At 63.8% G+C, this 23,240-nt stretch carries 12 protein-coding genes and 2 pseudogenes; 9 read left to right on the forward strand and 5 right to left on the reverse strand.

Annotation, left to right across the window (positions count from 1 at the left end; all coding sequences use genetic code 11):
* Positions 1-128: 128 nt before the first annotated feature.
* The gene (locus U2H20_RS09140; RefSeq protein WP_430591979.1) at positions 129-1,511 is read right to left on the reverse strand and encodes a DUF6421 family protein; all 1,383 of its coding nucleotides are present in this window, start codon (positions 1,509-1,511) and stop codon (positions 129-131) included.
* 239 nt (positions 1,512-1,750) lie between these two features.
* The gene (locus U2H20_RS09145) at positions 1,751-2,575 is read right to left on the reverse strand and encodes an exodeoxyribonuclease III (protein ID WP_430591980.1); all 825 of its coding nucleotides are present in this window, start codon (positions 2,573-2,575) and stop codon (positions 1,751-1,753) included.
* Positions 2,576-2,670: 95 nt separating this feature from the next.
* Here U2H20_RS09145 and U2H20_RS09150 point away from each other — a divergent pair, with 95 nt between their 5' ends.
* The 4 genes from U2H20_RS09150 (at position 2,671) to U2H20_RS09165 (ending at position 6,171) form a co-directional block, all read left to right on the forward strand.
* A complete protein-coding gene (locus U2H20_RS09150; RefSeq protein WP_430591981.1) occupies positions 2,671-3,855 on the forward strand; it encodes an MFS transporter in 1,185 nt (394 codons plus the stop codon).
* A gap of 5 nt (positions 3,856-3,860) precedes the next feature.
* Positions 3,861-4,412 carry an orotate phosphoribosyltransferase gene (gene pyrE, locus U2H20_RS09155; RefSeq protein ID WP_430591982.1) on the forward strand — a complete coding sequence of 184 codons (552 nt, stop codon included), beginning with the start codon at positions 3,861-3,863 and terminating at the stop codon, positions 4,410-4,412.
* A 102-nt stretch (positions 4,413-4,514) separates the two neighbouring features.
* Complete coding sequence (locus tag U2H20_RS09160) at positions 4,515-5,441, forward strand: AEC family transporter (protein WP_430591983.1); 927 nt, start codon at positions 4,515-4,517, stop codon at positions 5,439-5,441.
* A 103-nt stretch (positions 5,442-5,544) separates the two neighbouring features.
* Positions 5,545-6,171, forward strand: a complete 627-nt coding sequence (locus U2H20_RS09165; protein ID WP_430591984.1) for a hypothetical protein — start codon at positions 5,545-5,547, stop codon at positions 6,169-6,171.
* Positions 6,172-6,186: 15 nt separating this feature from the next.
* On the opposite strand, the gene U2H20_RS09170 is transcribed toward U2H20_RS09165, so the two are convergent.
* Positions 6,187-7,014 carry an HAD-IIA family hydrolase gene (locus U2H20_RS09170; protein WP_430591985.1) on the reverse strand — a complete coding sequence of 276 codons (828 nt, stop codon included), beginning with the start codon at positions 7,012-7,014 and terminating at the stop codon, positions 6,187-6,189.
* Between the two features lie 1,315 nt (positions 7,015-8,329).
* On the opposite strand from U2H20_RS09170, the pseudogene U2H20_RS09175 reads away from it, so the two are divergent.
* From U2H20_RS09175 to U2H20_RS09185, 3 genes and pseudogenes are all read left to right on the forward strand, one after another.
* A pseudogene (locus U2H20_RS09175) lies at positions 8,330-17,599 on the forward strand (DUF7507 domain-containing protein); the annotation flags it as partial.
* A 467-nt stretch (positions 17,600-18,066) separates the two neighbouring features.
* On the forward strand, positions 18,067-18,684 hold the full coding sequence (locus tag U2H20_RS09180) for a TrmH family RNA methyltransferase (RefSeq protein WP_430591986.1): 618 nt from the start codon (positions 18,067-18,069) through the stop codon (positions 18,682-18,684).
* A gap of 100 nt (positions 18,685-18,784) precedes the next feature.
* Positions 18,785-20,071: an adenylosuccinate synthase gene (locus tag U2H20_RS09185; protein WP_430591987.1), complete on the forward strand. Its 1,287-nt coding sequence runs from the start codon at positions 18,785-18,787 to the stop codon at positions 20,069-20,071.
* Here the strand turns inward: U2H20_RS09185 and U2H20_RS09190 are convergent.
* Together U2H20_RS09190 and U2H20_RS09195 are read right to left on the reverse strand one after the other, a co-directional pair.
* Entirely contained in the window at positions 20,068-20,481 is a 414-nt protein-coding gene (locus U2H20_RS09190; protein WP_430591988.1) for a protealysin inhibitor emfourin, read from the reverse strand. The genes U2H20_RS09185 and U2H20_RS09190 overlap by 4 nt on opposite strands.
* Before the next feature lie 81 nt (positions 20,482-20,562).
* Positions 20,563-21,848 (reverse strand): annotated as a pseudogene (locus U2H20_RS09195) (M4 family metallopeptidase).
* Here U2H20_RS09195 and U2H20_RS09200 point away from each other — a divergent pair.
* Positions 21,815-22,237, forward strand: coding sequence for an organic hydroperoxide resistance protein (locus U2H20_RS09200; RefSeq protein WP_430591989.1), 423 nt, complete (start codon positions 21,815-21,817; stop codon positions 22,235-22,237). The pseudogene U2H20_RS09195 and the gene U2H20_RS09200 overlap by 34 nt on opposite strands.
* Before the next feature lie 113 nt (positions 22,238-22,350).
* Positions 22,351-23,238: an EamA family transporter gene (locus U2H20_RS09205; protein ID WP_430591990.1), complete on the forward strand. Its 888-nt coding sequence runs from the start codon at positions 22,351-22,353 to the stop codon at positions 23,236-23,238.
* Positions 23,239-23,240: the final 2 nt, after the last annotated feature.

Genomic DNA, 23,240 nt, shown 5'->3' on the forward strand with positions numbered 1-23,240 from the left:
GAATCACAATAGTTGGAACCTGAACGCGATTGCAAGTCGGAAAGGCGAATTCACCAAAACAATCTTCATTGACGCGAAAATGTCCCCCAGTGCAAAACACTGGAGGACACTTTCGCAGGGCGGTTCGCTCAGGAGATATCGCTCGTTCCCGTCATTCCTGCCGTTGAGGCGATCACGGGCCGCATCTTCTTCTCAAATGCCTCGAAGAACATCGACAGCGGGAATTCGTCGTCCATGACGAGGTCGGTCAATTCACGCGGGGCTCCCGTGAGGGGGAGATTCCCGGCCTTCCACGCCGATGCCGGATGCGGTTCGACGACGTTCGACACGAGCTCGTAGGCCGCAAGCCAGTGCGCGACCTTCGGCCGGTCGATCGACTTCCAGTAGAGCTCTTCGATCGCTGCACCGAGTTCATTGACCACGTCGGGGACCTCGTCCCAGTCGAAGGCGAGTTGCGTATCGGTCCAATGCAGCACGCGCTTCTGGTGCATCCACGCGAAGAGCAATTGGCCGCCGAGGCCGTCGTAGTTGCGGACGCGGGAACCGGTGACCGCGAAGCGGAAGATGCGGTCGAAGATCACCGCGTACTGGACGAGCTTTGCGCGCTCACGCAGTTCCTCTTCCTGCGGGGTGCGCTCAGCGTTTGCGTTGAGGCGGCGCTCGATCGCGACCGACTCGCGGAACGCCGTGAGGTCGCAGCGGAGTTCCTCGAGCGAGTACAGGAAGAACGGCATCCGCTGTTTGATCATGAACGGATCGAACGGCAGATCGCCGCGCATGTGCGTCCGGTCGTGGATGAGGTCCCACATGACGAAGGTTTCTTCCGTGAGGTGCTGATCATCGAGCATCGCGGCGGCTTCGGCAGGGAGTTCGAGCTTCGTGACCTCGACCGCGGCGCGAAGCACCTTGCGGAACCGAGCCGCTTCGCGGTCCTGGAAAATCGCGCCCCAGGTGAACGTCGGAATTTGGCGCATTGCGACGGTCTCAGGAAAGAGCACCGCCGAGTTCGTGTTGTAGCCCTCGGTGAAGTCGAGGAATCGGATCGGGACGAACAGCGCGTTCGAGTAGTCGCCCGCTTCGAGTTCGGCGATGAACTCCGGCCAGATCACTTCGACGAGCACTGCTTCGACCAAGCGCGAGCGAGACCCGTTCTGCGTGTACATCGGGAAGACGACGAGGTGCGTCAGGCCGTTCACCCGGTGCTGCTGCGGCTGGAACTGCATGAGCGAGTCGTAGAAATCCGGCTCTGCGAAGCCCTCGGCTGCCCAACGATCGAAATCGATGATCAGTGCTTCGAGGTAGCGATCATCGTGCGGGAACAGCGGGGCGATCTCGCGGATCCCGGTGGTGAGGGCTTCGACGTGTGCCCGCGCTGCCTCATGGTCTGCGGGGTCTTCAATCGCGCCGTTGCTCGACTGCAGTGGTTGCAAGGCGGAGGCGGCAGCTTTCACTGCGAGCCACGCGTGGTGTTCGGTCAGGATTTCGCTAGCGGATGGCGTCGTGATGGTCACGGAGTCGTCCTCTCGGGCCGGGGAATGCAGGCCCGGAATGCCGGGCTCAACCAGCGTATTTGCGGCCCTGCACAAGTTTTTTGCGCCAGATCGCGGGTTCCCTGCCTGTTTTGAGCGCGACGCGTGAACTCTCCGCGAGACTGCAGAAAACTGCGTGCGCGCTCGTTTCTTGCTCGGACGGAGGCGTGCCCGGATGGAAGCGTGTCCGGATGGAAGCGTGCCCTGCGAGAGCTCGAGCCTCAGAAGATCATCGGGCGATCTTCGTCGAGCTCAGTCTCGACATCGAGATCGACACTGACCGGCACGTGATCGCTCGGACCGTCGCCGCCGCGTTCGTCGCGGTGAATCTCGGCGGCGCTCACGAGTTCCGCGAACGAGCGCGAGCCGAGGATGAAGTCGATGCGCATGCCCTCGTTCTTCGGCCAGCGACCTGCCTTGTAATCCCAGTAGGTGTATTCGACCGGGTCGCGATCACGCACGACGTCTTCGAGGCCCGCGTCGAGGAACGCCTGGAACGCCGCTCGCTCGGGCGCGCTGACGTGCGTCGAACCTTCGAATGCCTCAATGCTCCAGACGTCGGTGTCGAGCGGAGCGATATTGAAATCGCCCATGAGCGCGATTGACGAGTCGTTCCACGAGCGAGCATGGTCGGCAAGGATCCGCAGCCACTCGAGCTTGTAGTGGTAGTGCGGGTGGTCGAGCTCCCGGCCGTTTGGAACATAGAGGCTCCAGACCCGTACGCCCTCGATGGTTGCACCAATGGCACGAGCCTCCAGCGGCAGCGACCCGTCGTCGAGCGCTTTGCCGAAGCCTGGGGTCCCTGGGAATCCGCGTTCGACGGACTCCATCGGAAGGCGGCTCGCGATCGCGACCCCGTTCCACTGGTTCGTGCCGTGCGCCTCGACCTGGTACCCCGCGGCCTCGAAGGCTTCGTAAGGGAACTGCTCCGGCTTGCACTTGATTTCCTGCATCGCCAGCACGTCGACGTCTGCACGCTCCAGCCAGTCGACGACTCGAGCAGCTCGGGTTCGGATTGAGTTCACGTTCCAGGTCGCAATTCGCACAGGAAAAGCCTAACGATTGTTGCTGTCGCCCGAGGGGGTCGAGAACGCGATACGGTGCGGTACAGGATCACCACCGAATTGACAGGGAGTTCAGCGTGCTCAGATTCGGACAACTCTTCGCTTCCGTGCCGCCTCGCCTCGCGAGCGCCGGAATCATGATCGCGTTGCCGATCCTTGCGGTCACCGAGATGAACGACGTCGCACTCGGCGCTGCCCTCGTGGCCATCGCCCTGGCACCGAGCGTCATCGCGGCACCGTTCGTCGGGATCATCCTCGACCGTGCAAAGGCGCCGCGCGCAGTCTTCGTGACCGTCGCGCTCATTACGGGCGCATGCTTCGCGATTGCCAGTGGCCTCGGCGACATCCCGACACCGATCGTCATGATCGCCCTCGCCCTGAGCGGTGCGCTCAACTCCGTCGGCTTCGGAGGGCTCTCGAGTTTCCTGTCACCGATCAACGGCAGTATGCGCAGGAGCTACGCGCTCGACGCGCTCTCGTACAACATCAGTTCCGTCGTCGGACCGGCGCTCGTTGCCCTGATCGGGGCGACCCTCGGGGCCCGCACTGCGATGGTGCTGCTCGCCGTCATCGCAGCACTGGGTGCGCTCGGCATCTTCGCAATGCCGATCGCGCCGAGAAAGAGCGAGCGCGCCTCCGTCGTGCGCACGATCCTTGCGGGTGCGCGGGCACTCGTCCGGATCCGCCCGCTCGCCGTCGTCACACTCTCGGGAACACTCAACGAACTCGGGAAGGGTGCGCTGCCGATCATCGCCGTCGCAATCGCGCTTCGCAACGATCTGAGCGCCGACGCCGGAGGCTGGCAGGTGACCGCGCTCGCACTCGGCGCCCTGCTTGGCACCTTCATCGAGTCCGTTCGGCCGCAACGAATGAGCGCCGCACTCACCATGGGCATCAGCACGGGCTTGACGGGCGTCTTCCTGATCATCGCCGGACTCGACGTCGGGTACGCCTGGACGATCGGCTGCACGGCGCTCGCCGGAGTGTTCACGGCGGCGAGCACCGCCTCAATGCTGTACCTCCGCCGTGCACACACGCCACCCCAGGTCGCCGCGCAGATCTTCACGGTTGCCTCCGCATTCCGGGTGGGTGCCGGCTCAGCGAGCGCAGGGATCGCGGGGCTCCTCGTCGGTGTCGATCCACTCTGGTTGCTCGCGGGTTGCGGGGCGATCTGGATCATCGCGGCACTCGTCCTCTTTGCGTATCCGCGCGGCCTGGACGTCCGCACGGGACAAATGCCCGTGCACGGCGCAGTACGCTGAAAGACGTGACCGCACGCGAAGAACTCATCACCCTGATCAAAGACGAAGCCGTGTTCCACGGAGACTTCACGCTCACGAGCGGGAAGAAGGCGACGTACTACATCGATCTGCGCAAGCTCAGCCTCGACCACCGTGCTGCGCCGCTCATCGGTGATGTCCTGCTCGACCTGATCGCCGATATCCCGGATGTCGCAGCGGTCGGTGGGCTGACCATGGGCGCTGACCCGCTCGCGAGCGCCGTCATGCACCGTGGGCTCGCGCGTGGACTCGCGCTCGACGCCTTCGTCGTTCGCAAAGCTCCAAAGGATCACGGGCGCGGCCGTCAGGTCGAAGGTCCAGACCTCGCGGGCAAGCGCGTCGTCGTGCTCGAGGACACCTCGACCACGGGAGGTTCCCCGCTCGCCGCGATCGAAGCGCTCGAAAAGGTCGGCGCCATCGTCGTGGCCGTCGCGGTGATCGCCGATCGTGCAACGGGTGCGCAAGCACGGATCGAAGCCGCCGGCTACGAGTACCGGGCTGCACTGCACCTGCCGGACCTCGGGCTCGAACCGCAGTAACTCGATTGAGCGTGCGCTCACGCAGGTGATCCGGCGCGCTCTCGGAACTCGGTGGTTCCAGACTCATCGACGGGGCAACACAGGCGCAGACAAGGAGATCGCATGGGCGGAGTGCTCGCTGGGTTCAGCATCATCGCCGTCGTGATCCTGGTCGGCTGGCTCCTCGCCGTCACGAAAGTGGTGACCGGCGACGCACGCTTCGTGCTCAATCGCACGGCCTTCTTCGCAACCACTCCCGCACTCCTGTTCACCGTGCTTGCGAACGCCGACATGGACGTCATGCTCTCGCCCGTCCTGCTCGTCAACGTCATCGCCTTCGTCGTCGTGGCCGTGGTCTACTTCGTCGTGGCGCGACTGTGGTTCACGAAGGATCCCGGTGCCCTCGCGATCGGCGCATACTCCTCTGGCTACACGAACGTCAACAACATCGGTCTGCCCGTCGCCGCCTACGTGATCGGTGACGTGCAGTACATCGCGCCGCTGCTCATGGTGCAACTGGTGATCCTCGCGCCGACCCTGCTCGGGTTCCTCGATGTGCGCTCGCGGGGCAAGGCTTCGTTCTGGTCGATCATTTCGCAGCCGATTCGAAACCCGATGCTGATCGCGGGGCTCCTCGGACTCGTAGTCGCCCTCACGGATTTCCAGGTGCCGGAGATCGTGATGGCACCGATCGACATGCTCGCGGGTGCTGCGGTGCCCATGGTGCTGCTCGCCTTCGGAGTTTCGCTGGTCGGACAGAAGCCGATGCAGCCTGGCACGGGGCGCAAGGAGATCCTGCTCGCCACGGTGCTCAAGGGGATCATCATGCCGGTGGTCGCGTACGTCGTCGCCGCGTTCATCCTGCAGCTCGATCCGCAGCTCGTCTACGCGGCAACCATCATGGCGGCCCTGCCCACTGCGCAGAACATGTATCAATTCGCGATTCGGTACGAGACGGGCATGGTGGTTTCCCGCGACACCGTTTTGCTCACGACGTTCCTGTCGTTGCCGGTGATGTTCGCGATCGCTGCGCTCTTGCACGTGAGCTGAACCGAACTCCGCTGCGCCCTGGGTGTCACGCGGCAGCGAGCGTAGGCTTGCAGCAGCGCTGAACTTCGGTGGCAATTCCTGCGAGAGAAGGCGAGTGAACCGTATGCACGCTCATGGTCCGGCAAGGAAGCACCGACTCTTCCCTGTGCCCCGCAGGATCACCGAGGGTCAAGGGTTCACGGGCTGGCTCGGGTTCATCACCTCGTGGCTCCTGCTCGGCCTCGGCTGGCAGGGGCTGACGTCCTCACTGATCTCGCTCATGGAGTCGACAAGCGGGGTGTGCGCGTTCGACGACCCGGGAGTCTGCACGATCGCTTCCCTCGGTGGCATTCTCGGCGGCATCGTCGTGTTGGCAGTCGCAGTGTTCGTCTCAGTGATGATCGCCCGGGGCTTCGGAACCCCGGCGTCCTGGTGGTCGTTCCCCGCCCTTGCGCTCAGCGGTGGCGCCGCAGTGCTGGTCTTCGGGATCAATGGCCCGGAGTCGATCGGTGGCGGACCGCTCCTGCTCGGGCTCCTCGGTGTGCTGATCGCGGTCGCCCTCGTCGTGCTGCTGCTTGCTCGCGGCCGCGCCGCCCTCACAGGTTGGCTCGGATTCGACGGCAGTCTGCAGGTTGGCACGGAGTCGAACCTTCGCGAACTCGTGCTCTTTCCGGTGCTCGCGATCACCGTCGTTCGACTCGGCGCGTTCCTCGGCGCCTTGATTCACGCCGAACTGCTCTCGAGCTCGTAAACGATTCGCGAGCGCTTACAAACCCTCGGTGGGGCGTTCGACCGTGACGTCCGACTCTTCTGGTTCTTCACGAACGAGCGCGAAAACGCCGTCGACCATTTCGTCGGCGCGGAACGGATACTGCTCGATCGAGGCGCGGTCGGAGATGCCCGTGAGCACCAGTACCGTGTGGAGGCCCGCCTCCATGCCGGCGATGATGTCGGTGTCCATGCGGTCGCCGATCATGCCGGTGTTCTCGCTGTGGGCGCCGATCTTGTTGAGCGCGCTGCGGAACATCATCGGGTTCGGCTTGCCCACGATGTACGGAGCTTTGCCGCCGGTCGCGGTGGTAATGAGGGCGTTGATCGCGCCGGTCGCGGGCAGGACGCCGTCGGCGCTCGGGCCCGTTGCGTCCGGGTTCGTGGAGATGAATCGCGCGCCAGCGTTGATGAACCGGACTGCTTTCGTGATGGATTCGAAGCTGTAGGTCCGCGTCTCGCCGATGACCACGAAATCAGGGTCGGTGTCGGTCATGGTGAAGCCCGCGTCGTGGAGTGCCGTGATGAGCCCTGCCTCGCCGACGACGAAGGCCGTGCCGCCGGGTGCTTGCTGCTTCAGGAAGTCGGCGGTTGCGAGCGCGGAGGTCCAGATGCGGCTCTCTGGAACGTGGAGGCCGGAGGCGCGGAGTCGGGCCGCGAGGTCGCGCGGCGTGTAGATCGAGTTGTTGGTGAGCACGAGAAACTCGGTGCCGTCGTCGTTCCACTGTCGGAGCAGGTCTGCTGCGCCTGGGAGCGCAGTGTTCTCGTGGACGAGAACGCCATCCATATCGGTGAGCCAGCATTCGATGTCGTCACGTGTCCTCATGGGTCCCAGCGTAATCGGCTGTGAGACCGCCGCTCCAGTTCCTTGGAGAAACTCCAGATCTCACGCTCGTGCGCAGGAACCGAGCGGTTTACCGAAAGTTGCAGAGCCTGCAAAATGAGGGGGTCAAATTAGTAACTCCTCATACGGCGACTGGGATCGGAAGTTGGGGGAGCTAATTTCTACGCTTCCCAGCAAACGTGCGGCGGCGTGTCGGCCCTTGCCCCCGATTTGAGGGCCTGGATAGGGTCAAATTTGCCCCCCTTATGCGTACTGCGTTGCTTTGCTCCGGAGTTCGCGCCTTCCACAATTCTGTCCGCATTCGACCTCTGAGGGTCTCGCTTTGTCTGACGTTGCAACTCCACACCCATCGCCACGCCGCCGCCTCGTTCGCCTTCTGGCAGCAACACTCGGCGCGCTCCTCATTGTGAGCGGAGGTGTCATCGCGAGCACGACGCCGGCCCACGCGGCCTACGGGGCAATGACGCAATCGTTCAACAGGGTCGTGAACGGCGACTACATCATGATCGGAAACGGTCTCATGACGTCGACCGGCGTGAACACACCGCAGGGTCAGGCGGCGCAAACCTCGAACGGCCTCCACAACGGAATCGACGGCCAGTTCAACGACTTCCAGATCATGACTCGCACCAACGCGGTGCCCGCGCTGAACTCGGATACCTCGTCGAGTGCGACCGTGACGGTTCCCCAGAACGCCCGCGTCGTGTACGCGAAGCTCTACTGGCAGGGCAATACCGGTGTGATTGCCGGCTCGAACGAGATCCGCTGCTCGACCAACGGCGTCGCAGGCAGCGCACCGAGCGGCAGTTTCCTCACACGTCAGCCGCGAGTGCAGGTTGCCGGCGGAGCAATCACGAGCGTGACCGGAGCGATCACGACAGAACCAGGGGCCATGACGCCTCAGTACTACTCCGGCACCGCCGACATCACGAACCTCTTCTCGAACATCCCAACGGGCTCCCCGCAGACCATCAATGTCGGCAACGTGTGGTTGCCGACCGGCCAGGGGTGCTTCGGCGGTTGGGGCATCACGCTCGTCTACGACTACGGGAACTTCAACTCCGCTCAGCCGACGCTGACGCAGGCACGCCAGGTCTTCCTGCACGACGGTCACGTTCGACTGAGCGCCGCGAGCCCCGCGCAGACCATCAACTACTCGGGATTCGCAGCGCAGGACAATCAGGTTCGCACCAGCTTCCTGCTCGGAGAGGGTGACCGCGCGATCGCGAACGATACGGCCGCGTATCGAGCGGGGACGAGCGGAGCGTTCACGCTCATCCCGAACAATGCGCCGGGAATGGCGAATGCGACCAACAACATCGGGGTCGGGCATTCGGCCTCGGCGGTGCGATACCAGAATCCGGGTGCGACCACGCCCTTCTACAACGCCAACATCGACGTCCGAGAAGCAACGCTGACGGCACTTCCCGCAGGAACGACCTCTGCGCAACTGCAGCTGGACACGCAGGGCGACTCCTACCTGCTGCAAGCGACGGCGTTCTCGGTGCCAGTGGCCGCAATCAAGGTCGAGATCTCGTACACGGGAGCGAACGATGCTGCAGTCGACGTGCAGCCTCGTCGCCCGGGCGACACCCCGACCTACACCGTGACGGTCACCAATACCGGTTCCGCGCCGCTCACGAACGCGAACATCACCGTACCCGGGACGAACTGTGCCAGGAACTTCGCCTCGCTCGCCTCTGGCGCAAGTCAGACCTTCACCTGCCAGGGCGCTCCGATGGGCGAAACCGACGTCACGACCGTTGCCACGGCGATTGCCACGGTGACCTCGACGAACGGAACGGTCACGAGCACGGATTCGACGTCGGTCACCGTCACGAAGATCGACCTGCAGAAGTCGGTCACCGCGGCACCCGGTTACTCCGGTCGCGCCGGAGACACCCTCAATTACACCTTCGTTGTTCGGAACAGTGGAACGAGCACACTCACCAACGTGACGCTCGCCGACCCGATGCCGAACCTGCAGAATTTCAGCCTCAACTGGGCGACCTCGACTGACCCTGCAACTCCTGCGGGCACGCTCTCCGGTGGCGAAACGGTTCAGGCGACCGCGTCGTACGTCCTGACGCAGGCCGACGTCAACCGCGGCAATGTCGTGAACGACTCAGCGCGAGTGCAGGGGGCGGACTCGCTGAATCAGGGAGTCAACCAGACACGGACTGCGACCCACACGATCGCCTCGGCTCCCGCGATCGAGTTTGAGAAGGATTCCTCCGTCAGCGGTGCCGCACGGCTCGGCGACACCATCACTTACACCTTCACGACTCGCAACACCGGAAACGTCACCCTGACCAATGTCGCCGTAACCGACCCGATGCCGGGCCTCGGCGCGATCTCCTACAACTGGCCCGGAACTGCGAACCAACTGCAACCCAACGAAGTCGTGCAGGGCACTGCGACCGTGACCGTGACGCAGGCGCACATCGATGCCGGCGGCTTGGAAAACCAGGCGAGTGTCACCGGAACCCCACCCACGGGCGCACCGGTCACGAGAACCGACTCAGAAACAGTGCCGATCCTGGCAAGTCCGCTGATCGGTGTGCAGAAGACCGCCGAGTACACGGGCTCGGGAGCAAACGGAGCGCTCGTCCTCGGCGACACCGTGAACTACAGCATTCTGGTCACGAACCTCGGCAATGTCACGCTGACGGGAGTCTCCGCGAGCGACCCGCTGTTGTCAGGGTTGACGCCTCCTGCGACCTGGCCCTCTGGAACAGCGAACGTTTTGGCGCCCGGGCAATCCGTGACCTACACGGGTAGCTACGTCATCACGCAGACCGACATCAACGCGGGAACTCGTTCGAATACCGCCAGCGCGACGGGAACTCCTCCCACGGGGCCGGCGGTCTCGGCCTCGAGCAGCTACACCGTGCCCTTGCAGAACAACCCGGGGATCAACCTCGTGAAGAACGGCGAGTACGCGCCGAACGAGCCGCCGCTGGAAGACGACACGGTCACCTTCACCTTCACGATGACGAACACCGGCGTCGTGCCGCTCTCGAACGTCACTCTGGCGGACGCGAGGGTGAACGTCGCGGACATTCAGTACAACTGGCCTGGAGCCCCCGGCAGGATCCCAGTCGGTGGCGAGGTCGTTGGAACCATCACGGTGCCCGTCACGCAGGCAGAGCGTGACGCGGGCGCGATCTTGAACACGGCGACGGTCACCGCGACGAGTCCGAGCGGCGTGAGCACCTCGAGCACTGACAGCGAACGCGTTGCCGTCACACGCCTTCCGGCGATCGATGTCGAGAAGCTCGGCACGATTGCTGACCCACCGCACGCCGCAGGGCAGGAAGCGGCCTACGAGTTCACGGTCACCAACTCCGGCAACGTCACGCTGAACAATGTGGTCCTCAGCGATCTGCTGATCAGCCCGGACCCGATCGCACTGACCTGGCCGGGCGAGCCCGGTGTCCTCGCGCCGGGAGAGACCGCCGTCGCGCAGGCCCTCTATGCGATCACGCAGGATGAAGTGAACCGCGGGCAGATCGACAACGTCGCTGACGCGGTCGGGACTGGGCCCGCTGGTGTCGAGGTGTTCGACACCGACACCGAGATTCTGCAGCTCGAACGCACGCACGAACTCTCCGTCGAGAAGTCCGGTGAATACGCGGGTGAGGGGAACGGCGCCGTCGGCGATGTGATCGAGTACACCTTCGTCGTCACGAACGTCGGCAACACGACGATCTCCGAGATCACCCTCGGTGACGACCTCGTGAACCTCAGCGAGCCGCTCGCGGGCGCGTGGCCCGATGCTGAGAGCGAGGGCGTGCTGCAGCCGAACGAATCGGTGACCTACACCGCCAACTACACGGTCGTGCAGGAAGACCTCGACCGTGGTCGCATCGATAACTTCGCTTCGGTGAATGGCGTGGATCCCTCGCAGAACCAGACCACCGCGAACGACCAGTTCACGATCACGATCGACCCGGAACCGGGAATCGATCTGACGAAGGTCGGCTCCATTCCCGAGGATGCCGCGGTCGGCTCGACGATGGACTTCGCATTCGAGATCCGAAACTCCGGGAACGTCACACTGGAGGGCATCACGCTCGTTGACACGATGCCTGGCCTCTCCACCGTGCAGTTCGGCGAGTGGCCGCTGCGCGACTTCGAACTCGCACCCGGTGAGATCGTGAACGCGAGTGCCCAGTACGAACTCACCCAGGCGGACATCGACCGTGGATTTGTCGAGAACACTGCGACGGTGCACGGCACGAGTCCGCAGCTCGTCGACGTCTCGGACAGCGATCTGCACCGTGAAGCACTGGAGACCTTGCAAGCCGCATCGATCGAGTTCGAGAAGACCGCGAGTGAGGGCCCAGTCGCTGTCGGTGAGGTCATCACGTTCACCTTCTCCGCGACCAACACCGGAACGGTGACCCTGCAGAACGTGCTCTTCAGCGACGAGCTGCCTGGGCTCAGCGACTTGAGCTACGACTGGGACGACGCACAGAGCGATGGAGTCTTGGCCCCGGGTGAGACCGTGTCGGCGACCGCCACCTACGAGGTGACACAGGAGGATGTCGAATTCGGCAGCGTCATCAACGATGCCCAGGTGACTGCAGCGGGCATGAACGGCGAAACCGTCACTGAAAGCGACGCGGTCACCACCCCGACGCTGCTCGCCCCTGGCATCACGCTCGAGAAGAATGGAACGATCACAGAAGCGCCGCACTCGGTCGGCGACACCGTGACCTACAGTTTCACGCTCACGAACTCCGGCAACGTCACCCTCACCGAGGTCGCGCTGAGTGACCCGATGCTCGGCGAGAACGTCGCAATCGACTGGTCGACTTCATCGAACGAGGCCACCGCTGACGGCACGCTCGCGCCAGGCGAAACGGTGCAGGCAAATGGCTCCTACCAAATCACGCTCGGTGATCTGAACGCTGGCACGGTCGACAATGAGGCCACTGCGAGCGGACTGCCTCCCGCGGGTGATGCGGTGACCGACTCCGATTCAGCCTCCGTGACGCTCTCGCAGACTGGCGGCCTGAGTTTCGACAAGTTCGTCGACGTCGAAACCTTTGCGGTGGGCACCACGCTGACCTTCACCTTCGTCGCGACGAACACGGGCAACGTCACATTGAGCGAGGTTTCCTTCGCTGACGAGTTCGAAGGCCTCAGCGATCTCGCCTACGACTGGAGTGCTGCGAGCACCGAGGGTGCACTGCTCCCGGGCGAACAGGTCACGGCAACTGCGAGTTACACGGCGACGCAGGGCGATGTCGATGCAGGAGAGATCAGCAACTTCGCGACAGCGACGGGTACCCCTCCAACCGGCGCTGCGCTGACACAGGACGATTCCGTCACGGTCAGTGCACTGCAGAATCCAGCGATCGCCCTTGAAAAGGCGGGTGAATTCTTGACCGCCTCGCAATTCGCGGGCGACGGAGTCAGGTACACGTTCACGATCACGAATACGGGCAACGTTTCCTTGTTCGATGTGACGCTCGATGACTCGAAGCTCGGCGGCGAAGTCGAGATCGACTGGTCGACGTCCACAGACGATTCGACGTCAGAGGGCTCACTCGCGCCGGGAGAGTCGGTGACGGCGACTGCGCTCACGGCGATCACGCAAGCGGAGCTCGATGCGGGCACGGTCATCAACGAAGCCACAGCGAGCGGCGCGTCTGCGCTTGGCATTGAGGTCGAAGCGAGCGATGCCGATGCGTTGACTCCGGCCGCTGCTCCTTCGCTCGAATTCGAGAAGACGGCTGACACGAATGCGATCGTCGTCGGCCAGGTCGTCACCTTCACCTTGACCGCGACGAACACCGGCAACGTCACCCTCAGCGAGGTCTCGTTCGCTGATGATCTCGTTGATCTGTCGACGCTGGAGTACGACTGGAGTGCCGCCACAACCGACGGTCAGCTGCTGCCCGGGGAGAGCGTCACGGCCACAGCGAATTACACGGTGACGCAGGCCGATATCGATTCGGGCATCCTGCGCAACACTGCCTCCGCGACGGGAACGCCACCAACGGGCGACCTTCTGAATCCGAGCGACTTCGTTGAGATCTCGGTCACAGCCTCCCCGAGTATCGGGCTCGAGAAGTCGGGTTCGATCGAGGCGGGGACGCACGCTCCCGGTCAGCTCGTGACCTACGAATTCGTGCTCACGAACCTCGGGAACGTCACCTTGACGAGCGTCACGCTCGAGGACGAACTCCTCGGCGGTGAGGTCGAGATCGACTGGTCGACGTCCAGCGATGCCTCGACCCCTGACGGCACGCTCGCCCCAGGAGAGACGGTGACGGCGACCGCGACCTACGCACTGACGCAGAGCGACATCGACGCAGGATCCGTGAACAACATGGCCTTCGCGAGTGGTACACCGCCAGCCGGAATCGCGGTCCAGGGCGGCGACACCGACACGGTCGAACTGACACAGTCGCCGACGCTCTCCTTTGCGAAGACCGCTGACTCGGTCGAGGCGGAGCTCGGCGACACCGTCACCTTCACCTTCACTGCTGAGAACACCGGCAACGTGACGCTCACGGAGCTTGCCTTCGCAGATGCGCTCGAGGGCCTCAGCGAGATCACCTACGACTGGTCGCTCGCGGCGACGCCGGGCACACTGCTGCCCGGAGAGATCGTGACCGCGGTCGCGCAGTATGAGGTCACGCAGTCCGACGTGGATGCGGGCAGCTTCCTGAACTCGGCGACTGTTTCGGCACTCGATCCGAACAATGCAACGCTCGAGCTCACCGACTCGGTGACCGTTCCGACGACACAGCTGCCGCTGCTCGAACTCTCGAAGAGCGGATCGCTCCCGGATGGGCCGCACACGGTCGAAACCGTCGTCGACTTCACCTTCGTCATCACGAACGCCGGCAATGTCACGGTGTCCTCGGTCGCCTTGAACGATGACATGCTCGGCGGCGCGGTGGCGATCGACTGGAGCACTTCGAGTGACCCGGCATCCGGTGAAGGTGTGCTCCTCGTCGGCGAAACGGTGACGGCGACAGCGACCTACGCGTTGACGCAGGCCGATCTCGATGCGGGCGAAGTGTTCAACGAGGCGCAGGCGACTGCTGTCTCAGCACTCGGTGCACCCGAGCCAGCGAACGCGAACGAGACGGTCTTCCCGACCGTGGTGCCCGAGGTCACCTTCACGAAGAGCGCCGACGCTGATCCAGAGACACCGCTGCAGCTCGGCGATGTCGTCACCTTCACCTTGTCCGCGATGAACACGGGCAATGTGACGCTGAGCGATGTCGGCTTCAGCGACGAGCTCGAGGGGCTGACGTCGCTCGAGTACGACTGGAGCGGAGCAACGACGGAGAACGAGCTGCTCCCCGGCGAGAGCGTGACGGCCGTCGCAACGATCACGATCACACAGGCCATCGTCGACTCGGGTGAGCTCGTCAACACAGCGAATTTCCTCGGAACCACGCCCTCGAGCGACCCGCTTCGGGCGAGCGACACGGTCACCCTCGTGACGGCGCAGAGTCCTTCGCTCGAACTCGTGAAAACGGGAGCCCTGCCTGCAGCTCCGCAGCAAGCGGGCCAGTCGGCGACGTACTCCTTCGAGATCACGAACACGGGCAATGTCACGGTCAGTGCCGTCCGGCTCGACGACGCAATGCTCGGCGGTGTCGTCGCGATCGATTGGGCTACCTCGACCGACGCAACCACGCCCGCCGGGACCCTCGCGCCGGGTGAATCCGTGACCGCAGCAGCGAACTACGCGCTCACGCAGGCGGACATTGATGCCGGCGTCGTGAACAACAGCGCATCCGCGTCAGGGCTCACGGCCATCGGCACAGAGGTGTCTGCGAATGACAGCGACACGGTGCGCCCGACGGCACAACCTTCGTTGACGATGTCGAAGTCGAGCGATCTCGCGCAGGCGCAGGCGGGTCAGACGGTGACGTACACGCTCACCGCGTCGAACACCGGGAACGTGACGTTGAGCGATGTGACCTTCATCGACGAGCTCTCTGGATTGAGCGCGCTCGTCTACGACTGGAACGACGTCACGAGCGAAGGTTCGCTCCTGCCTGGAGAAACAGTCTCCGCCACGGCGACCTACACGGTGACGCAGGCAGACGTCGATGCCGGTGAGATCGTGAACAACGCACGGGTCGAAGCGCTCGCGCCGCAGGGTGGGACGCCGATCAGCGCGAACGACGACGTGCAGGTCGTGACTCCGCAGACGCCAGGAATCGCGATCGTGAAGTCCGCTGAAATCGTCGAGGGCGCGGGTATCGCGGGCGACGTGGTTGCCTACTCGTTCACGGTCGAGAACATCGGGAACGTCACGCTTTCGGGCGTCGAGCTCCTCGACAACCTCGAGGGACTGAGCGAGATCACGATCGACTGGGCGAACTCGAGCAACGGATCGACCGGCGAGGGAGTCCTCGCCCCTGGTGAGAGCGTGCAGGCGAACGCGAGCCTCGAGATCACACAGGCCCACGTCGATTCTGGTGAGATCGAGAACACGGCCTTTGCGGTGGGAACCCCGCCCAGCGGAGACGCTGTGACAGATCTCGACCAGGCATTCGTTCCGACCGGCGGCGTCGGTGACGTCGAAATCATCAAGACTGCCGAGTCGTCGCCGACGAGTATCGCGGGCGACGAGGTGCTCTATCGCTTCGAAGTGACGAACACAGGAACCCTGACGCTCACTGACGTCGAGATCACCGACCCGCTTCCGGGGTTGAGCGACCTCGTGGTCGACTGGGAGAACTCCTCCGACCCGGCAACGGAAGAGGGCGTGTTGTCCCCGGGCGAAACCGTGATCGCAACGGCGAGCTACACCCTCACGCAGGAGGACCTCGACGCTCGCCAGCGAGCCAACGAGGCAACGGTGAACGCGAGCGACGCCTTCGGTGACCTGGTCGCCGATAGTGATGATGTCGCACTCGGGTTCGACGGGATCGCGCTCATCGACCTGAAGAAGTCGCACACGAACGTCGTGACGCAGGCGGGCGACATCGTCGAATACCGCTTCGAGGTCACGAACACGGGTGCGGTGACGCTCAGCAACATTGAGATCCTCGACGAACTCGAAGGCCTCAGCGACATCACCTTCGATTGGGAAGGATCGAGCGACCCGGCGACGGGCGAGGGAACGCTCTCCCCGCGCGAGACGGTGACCGCGACCGCGAGCTACACGCTCACGCAGAGCGATATCGACGCGGGTGTGCGAAGCAACGAAGCATCGGTCAGCGGTACTGATTTGAGTGGGGACGTGGTCGCTGAGACCGCAACCCATGAGATTCCATTCGCGCAATCCGGCGATATCACTCTGCGAAAGACCGCTGCCTTCCCGGAGGCGCCGCATGCCGCGGGTGACTCCTTCGACTACGAGTTCCTCATCACGAACTCAGGCAACATCACGCTCGAATCGGTGGCCCTGCTCGACCCGATGCTCGGTGGAGCGGTCGAGATTGACTGGTCGTCCTCGAGTGACGATGCAACCGGTGAGGGAGTGTTGTCCCCGGGCGAGACCGTCACGGCGGTTGTGCCATACACATTGACGCAGGCAGATCTGAACGACGGCTCGGTGCGGAACGAGGCAATCGTGAGTGCGGCCACGGGTCTCGGCGAGCCGGTCTCGCACTCGGACACCGCGACCGTACTGCCGATGCAGAGCGCCGACTTCACCTTCACGAAGGAGGCGGACCAGGCGTCAGTCATCCTGGGTGATGTCATCTCGTACACCTTCACGATGGTGAACACCGGCAATGTCACGCTCACCGAAGTCACCATCGCCGATGAACTCGACGGCCTCTCCGAGCTCGACTTCGACTGGAGCAGCGCCGCGGTCGCTCCAGTGCTGCAGCCGGGTGAACAGCTCACGGCGACAGCGAGCTACACGGTGACGCAGGCGGATGTCGACGCGGGCGAGATCGTGAATTTCGCGAACGCTTCCGGCACGACACCGAACGACCTCACGCTGACGGGCGACGACTCCGTGACGGTGCCTGTTGCACGAGACTCGGCACTCCGCTTCGAGAAGTCCGAGAGTCTGCAGGGGCCTGGAGCCGTGGGCAACACGATCGTCTACTCCTTCGAGCTCGAGAACACGGGCACGGTGACGTTGCACGATGTCTCGATCATCGACCCGCTCGCAGGGCTCAGTGAGCTCACGTACATCTGGCCGGACGCCGATGGGGTGCTCGCTCCGGGTGACATCGCAAGGGCGGTCGCGACGTACACGGTGACGCAGGCGGATGTCGATGCGGGTGAGGTCGTCAATGCGGCAAGCGCCATCGCGACCCCCGCGGGATCCGCCGCACCACTGCTCGCCGAGTCGAGCGTCGACACTCCGATCGAGCGTTCGACCGGCATCACGCTCGAGAAGAGCGGTCGCGTCGAAGCTTCGGCTCCGGTGGTCGGATCGCCAGTCGAGTTCACCTTCCTGGTGACGAACACCGGAAATGTCACGCTGACCGATGTGGTCATTGAGGACGACTACGCAGGACTCAGCGAGGTCGCCTACTCCTGGCCGAACGCTGACGCTCTGGGAACGCTGCTTCCAGGCGAATCGGCTGAGGGAACGGCAAACGCCCCGCTGCGTCAGATCGATCTCGACAATGGTTCGGTCGACAACACCGCAACCGCCTCGGGAACACCACCCGGCGGAGTCGCGCGACCGGATGCAAGCGACACCGTCACGGTTGAGATCGACGTTCCGAGTGAGCCCGGTCCGAGTGAGCCTGGCCCGAGTGAGCCTGGCCCGAGTGAGCCCGGCCCGAGTGAGCCCGGTCCGAGTGAGCCTGGCCCGAGCGAGCCTGGCCCGAGTGAGCCTGGTGAATCCGCTCCTGGTTCACCTGCGCCGAGCACGCCAGGATCTGACGCTGAGCAGCCTGGTTTGCCGACGACCGGAGCAGATCTCGCAGGCGGTGCGCTCATGCTCGCTGCGATGCTCCTGCTGGTCGGAGCGGGCCTCGTGATCGTCCGTCGTCGCGGACAGCACCGCGAGGGCTAAGGCAGCGAGGAGTCGGAACCGACCATCGGTCAGCGACCGTAGGATGGAGCGTCGAAAGGGAAGCGTTGCACGCGACAGACGAAGCTCCATCCCACGGTGTTGGCCCGTGGCAGGGCGAGTGGCCCACCGAGGCGCACTTCGATCCCGAACTCCTCGAGCACGGGGACACCCGAAACGTCGTCGACCGCTACCGATATTGGCGAATGGACGCGATCGTCGCAGATCTCGACACGCAACGCAGTGACTTCCACGTCGCCATCGAAAACTGGCAGCACGACCTCAATATCGGGTCGATCGTTCGAACCGCGAACGCGTTCCTGGCCGACACCGTGCACATCATCGGCAAGCGTCGATGGAATCGTCGGGGAGCGATGGTCACCGATCGTTACCAGCACGTCGTGCACCACGAAACGATCGAGGCGTTCCAGGCCTGGTGCGAGGAGCAGTCCCTCACGATCGTCGCGATCGACAACACCGACGGAGCGTCACGGCTCGGGACCGTCGAGATCCCAAAACGTTGCGTTTTCGTCTTCGGGCAGGAAGGCCCCGGGCTGAGCCTCGAGGCGCGAGCAGCGAGTTCGATGCTCGTCGAGATCGAGCAGTTCGGTTCAACCCGGTCCATGAATGCTGCGGCTGCCGCGGCGATCGTCATGTACGAGTGGGTTCGTCTCCACAGAATGTGATCCATCCACGTCACACCGAGTCACGGCAGGGTCTCCACAGGGCGAATCCAGCGATGCTCGATAGGATGGGGTGTAATCACCGGCCAACGGAGGGAAACCCGTGCCTGGAATCGTGATCATCGGCGCCCAATGGGGCGACGAGGGTAAAGGAAAAGCAACCGATCTGCTCGCAAGTCGAACAGACGTTGTCGTGAAATTCAACGGCGGAAACAACGCCGGTCACACGGTCGTGATCGGTAACGAAAAGTACGCCCTGCACCTGCTGCCTTCTGGCATCCTGACGCCGGGCGTCACGCCTGTCATCGGAAACGGCGTCGTCATCGACCTCGAGGTGCTCTTCGAAGAGATCGACGCACTCGAAGCACGTGGCATCGACACGTCGAAGCTCAAGGTGAGTGCGAACGCCCACGTCATCACGGCGTATCACCGCACGCTCGACCGCGTCACGGAGCGATTCCTCGGCAAGCGCTCGATCGGTACGACCGGTCGCGGGATCGGCCCCTCCTACGCTGACAAGATCAACCGCGTCGGTATCCGGATCCAGGACCTCTTCGACGAGAGCATTTTGCGCCAGAAGATCGAGGGTGCTCTGCAGGCGAAAAACCACCTGCTCGCGAAGGTGTACAACCGCCGCGCGATCACCGCAGACGAAATCTTCGAAGACCTCACCTCCTACGTCGAACGTCTTCGCCCGATGGTCGACGACACGTCGCTGACGCTCGGTCGCGCGCTCGACAAGGGTGAGACTGTCGTGTTCGAAGCAGGTCAGGCGACCATGCTCGACATCGACCACGGCACCTACCCCTTTGTGACGTCGTCGTCGGCGACGTCCGGCGGTGCGGTCACGGGTTCTGGTGTCGCGCCGAACCGTTTGGACCGCATCATCGCGGTCATCAAGGCCTACACGACGCGAGTCGGTGCCGGCCCGTTCCCGACCGAACTCGAAGACGAGTGGGGCGAGTTCCTCCGCAAGAACGGCTTCGAATTCGGTACCACGACGGGGCGTCCGCGCCGCTGCGGTTGGTACGACGCGGTCATCGCTCGCTACACGACCCGCATCAATGGTGTGACCGATTTCGTGCTGACAAAGCTCGACGTGCTCACGGGAATCGAACAGATTCCGGTCTGCGTCGCATACGAGGTCGACGGGGTCCGTCACGACGAGATGCCGGTTTCGCAGTCTGACTTCCATCACGCGACCCCGGTGTACGAATACTTCCCAGGGTGGTCAGAGGACATCACGGGAGCGCGATCCTTCGAGGACCTCCCGAAGAACGCGCAGGACTACGTGCTCGCGCTGGAACAGATGTCCGGCTCGCGGATCTCTGCGATCGGTGTCGGCCCTGGCCGCGACGCGATCGTTGTGCGCCACGACCTCATCAACTAGCGCGAATCCGCGCCCGAATCAGGCGCGCTCGAATCACCCTCGCTCGCTGCATCCTCGGATGCGGTGGGCGGGGGTGATTGTCGTTGAGCGGTTCCGTTCGCGGCGCTGTCCATGGTGCTTCCTGCGTCAGCGGCTTTGCGGACCTGTTCGACGAGGGTTCGCCACGGGCCGGTGAGGTGCCGCTCGGGGACCGCGGCCTCACGAACGGTGTCGGCGATCACTGCCGAGATCAGCCACACATACCGGTCGCGACTGCTGGTGTCGTCGGGTGCTGATTCCCAAGGGCAGGAGTCGATGAGCCGACTCCATTGCTCCGCGGCGGCAGGGGGTGGACTTGCGTTCCAGGTCCGTCGGATTCCCGCGATTCCACCGGAGCGCACGACCTCGATGCGAATCGTGGTGTCTGCCATCACAACTCCTCTGTCTGAATACAACCTCGGCCCGGATGCGAACCCGGCCCGAACGCGAATTCGACCCGTGCGGCACGAGCGCTACGAGGCTCGCGAGGGCTCTGGTGCTGACTCGGCGACTCCGACCTGCTCCCATGCTGCACGCAAGGCTTGCACTTCTGCCGATGATTCACCGTACTCCTCGCTCGCGACCGCGATCGTCGCGGATGCAAATGCCGCGAAGTCGAGGTCCGGGGCGATCCCGCTGAGGAGCGTCGCATACCAAACCGTTCCGGCGCGCTCCCACGCGAAGCCGCCGAGAGCAACGGCGAACTCATAAAACGCTCGGTTCGGGATGCCCGAGTTGATGTGCACTCCACCGTTGTCTTCGCTGGTCTCGACGTAGTCGTCCATGTGGCCGGGCTGCGGGTCTTGCCCGAGCATGTCGTCGTCGTAGGCCGTCCGGGGGCGCGCAGTGATCGCAGCGCGACGCCTTGCACAGCCTCGGTGAACAGTCCTTCACCGATCAGCCAGGAGGCCTCCGCGGCCGTCTGCTGACGCTCGAATTGTTCTGCGAGTGCACCAAACACGTCTGCGCACGATTCGTTCAACGCGCCCGACTGCCCTTGGTACTTAAGACCGGCCGTGTGCTCGATCACGCCGTGTGCGAGTTCATGGGCAAGCACGCTCAGCGACTGCGTGAATCCGGCGAAGATTTCGCCGTCTCCGTCGCCGAAGACCATTTGCTGGCCGTCCCAGAACGCGTTGTCGTACCGGTCGCCGAAGTGCACGCTCGCGCGGAGGTTTCCGTCTCGATCGGTAATGCCGAGACGACCGAGCGCTTCGAGGAAGAACTCGAAGCTCGCCCCGAGCCCGCTGTACACCTCGTTAACTGCCGTGTCGGCCACGGGCGGCTGACCCTCCGTGCGAACCACCACGCCAGGAAGACGCTCGCCGTTCTCGGCATCGCTGACCGTTCGTTGCACCCCAGGGCCGAGCTCCGCAATAAGTGCGTCGCCGTCGATGCTGAGCGTGACCCGGGTTCGACCATTCGAGCGCAGCGGCGCATCGAGCAGGAGCGTCGCTCGCGCAGCGGTCGCGGCACCCTGTAATCGTGGTGATTCGATTTGGGCGATTCGTGCGAGCAAGTACGGCGGGACGATCCCGTGGCGGCTCTGCTCGTGCATTTGGCTCGGTTGCGGTGCCTGCGGTGGCGTCGATACTGCGGTTTCGTGGCGTCTCATGTTGGGAGCGTAGGCCGCACCACCGACGCGAGGGAAGCACAATCCACAAGTCTGTTCGCTTGCGGCTAATGTCGCTAGCCACGGGGCCTCGGGTGTGCTTGCATAAGCGTATGGAAGCTCTGTATTCAACACTTGCCCACGCATCAGGCGGAGGCCGCGACGGCCAGGTTCGCCTCGACGACGACACCCTCGAGTTCAACACTCGTCCACCAAAGGAGCTCGGTGGCTCTGGTGAAGGCGCGAACCCTGAGCAGCTCTTCGCACTCGGCTACTCCGCGTGCTTCCTCGGTGCATTCCACGCAGCTGGAAAGCAGCTCGAGAAGGACACGAAAGAAGCTCAGGTCTCCACGACGGTGAACCTCGGCAAGCGCGAAGCCGGCGGATTCGAGATCGAGGTGACGCACGATGTGCACGCCCCGAACCTCTCGAAGGAAGACGCTGAGCAGGTTGCAAAGGTCGCTCACGAAGACATCTGCCCGTACTCGCACGCGACGCGCGGCAATGTCGATGTGACCATCAACATCGTCGAATAAGCGCTCTCGACAAAGCCCCCGGCCGCTGCAGTGGCCGGGGGCTTTCTCATGCCCGGTCCACGGACATCGAAGTGGATGCGATCGTTTGCTCTCGCGCGGTGTACAAAGAGAGCATGGCTCCCAAACACACTGCGCTTGCGCTGCTCGTCGTCGTGCTGTGGGGTCTGAATTTCGTGGTCATCGATGCTGGTCTCTCCGACGTCCCGCCGATGCTGCTCCTCGCGCTCAGGTTCCTGCTCGTCGCGCTCCCGGCGGTGTTCTTCGTGCCTCGCCCGAAGGCGCCGCTGCGCACCGTGCTCGGGATCGGCGTCTTCATGAGTCTCGGACAGTTCTCGCTCTTGTACTTCGCACTCGAATTCGGCATGCCGGCGGGTCTCGCCTCGCTCGTCCTGCAGGCGCAGATTATTTTGACCGTCGTCGTGGCGGCGCTCGTGCTCCGCGAACGGCCCACGAGACAGCAGGGCATTGGAATCCTCGTCGGCGTTGTCGGACTCGCGATCGTCGTCGTTTCGCACGGAACGACCGCGCCGTGGGTGCCGCTCCTCCTGACGATCGCAGCGGCACTCTCTTGGGCCATCGGAAATGTGATCGGGCGCTCCGCAAAAGGGGTCTCGGGCCTGTCGCTCGTGGTCTGGTCAGCGCTCATCGTTCCCGTGCCCGCGCTGTTGTTCGCGATCATGCTCGATGGCGCTCCCGCGATCTGGGCGTCAGTGACGAGCCTCTCGCTCACCGCGATACTCAGTACCGTGTACACCGCCGTGTGCGCCTCACTGCTCGGCTATGGCATCTGGAACAGCCTGCTCTCGCGGTATGAATCCGCGAAGGTCGTTCCGTTCGCCTTGCTCGTGCCGGTCATCGGGATTCTCGCGGCATGGGTGTTCCAGTCGGAGGTCCCACTGCTCGGTGAACTCATCGGAGGCGCGATCATGGTGATCGGGCTCGCGGTCTCTACAGTCAAACGACCGAGTCTCTTGAAGCGCCCGGTCGTTCCGCTGGTCTAAGC

The sequence above is a fragment of the Humidisolicoccus flavus genome (genome assembly GCF_045689595.1).
GTDB classification, from domain to species: Bacteria; Actinomycetota; Actinomycetes; order Actinomycetales; family Microbacteriaceae; genus Humidisolicoccus; species Humidisolicoccus flavus.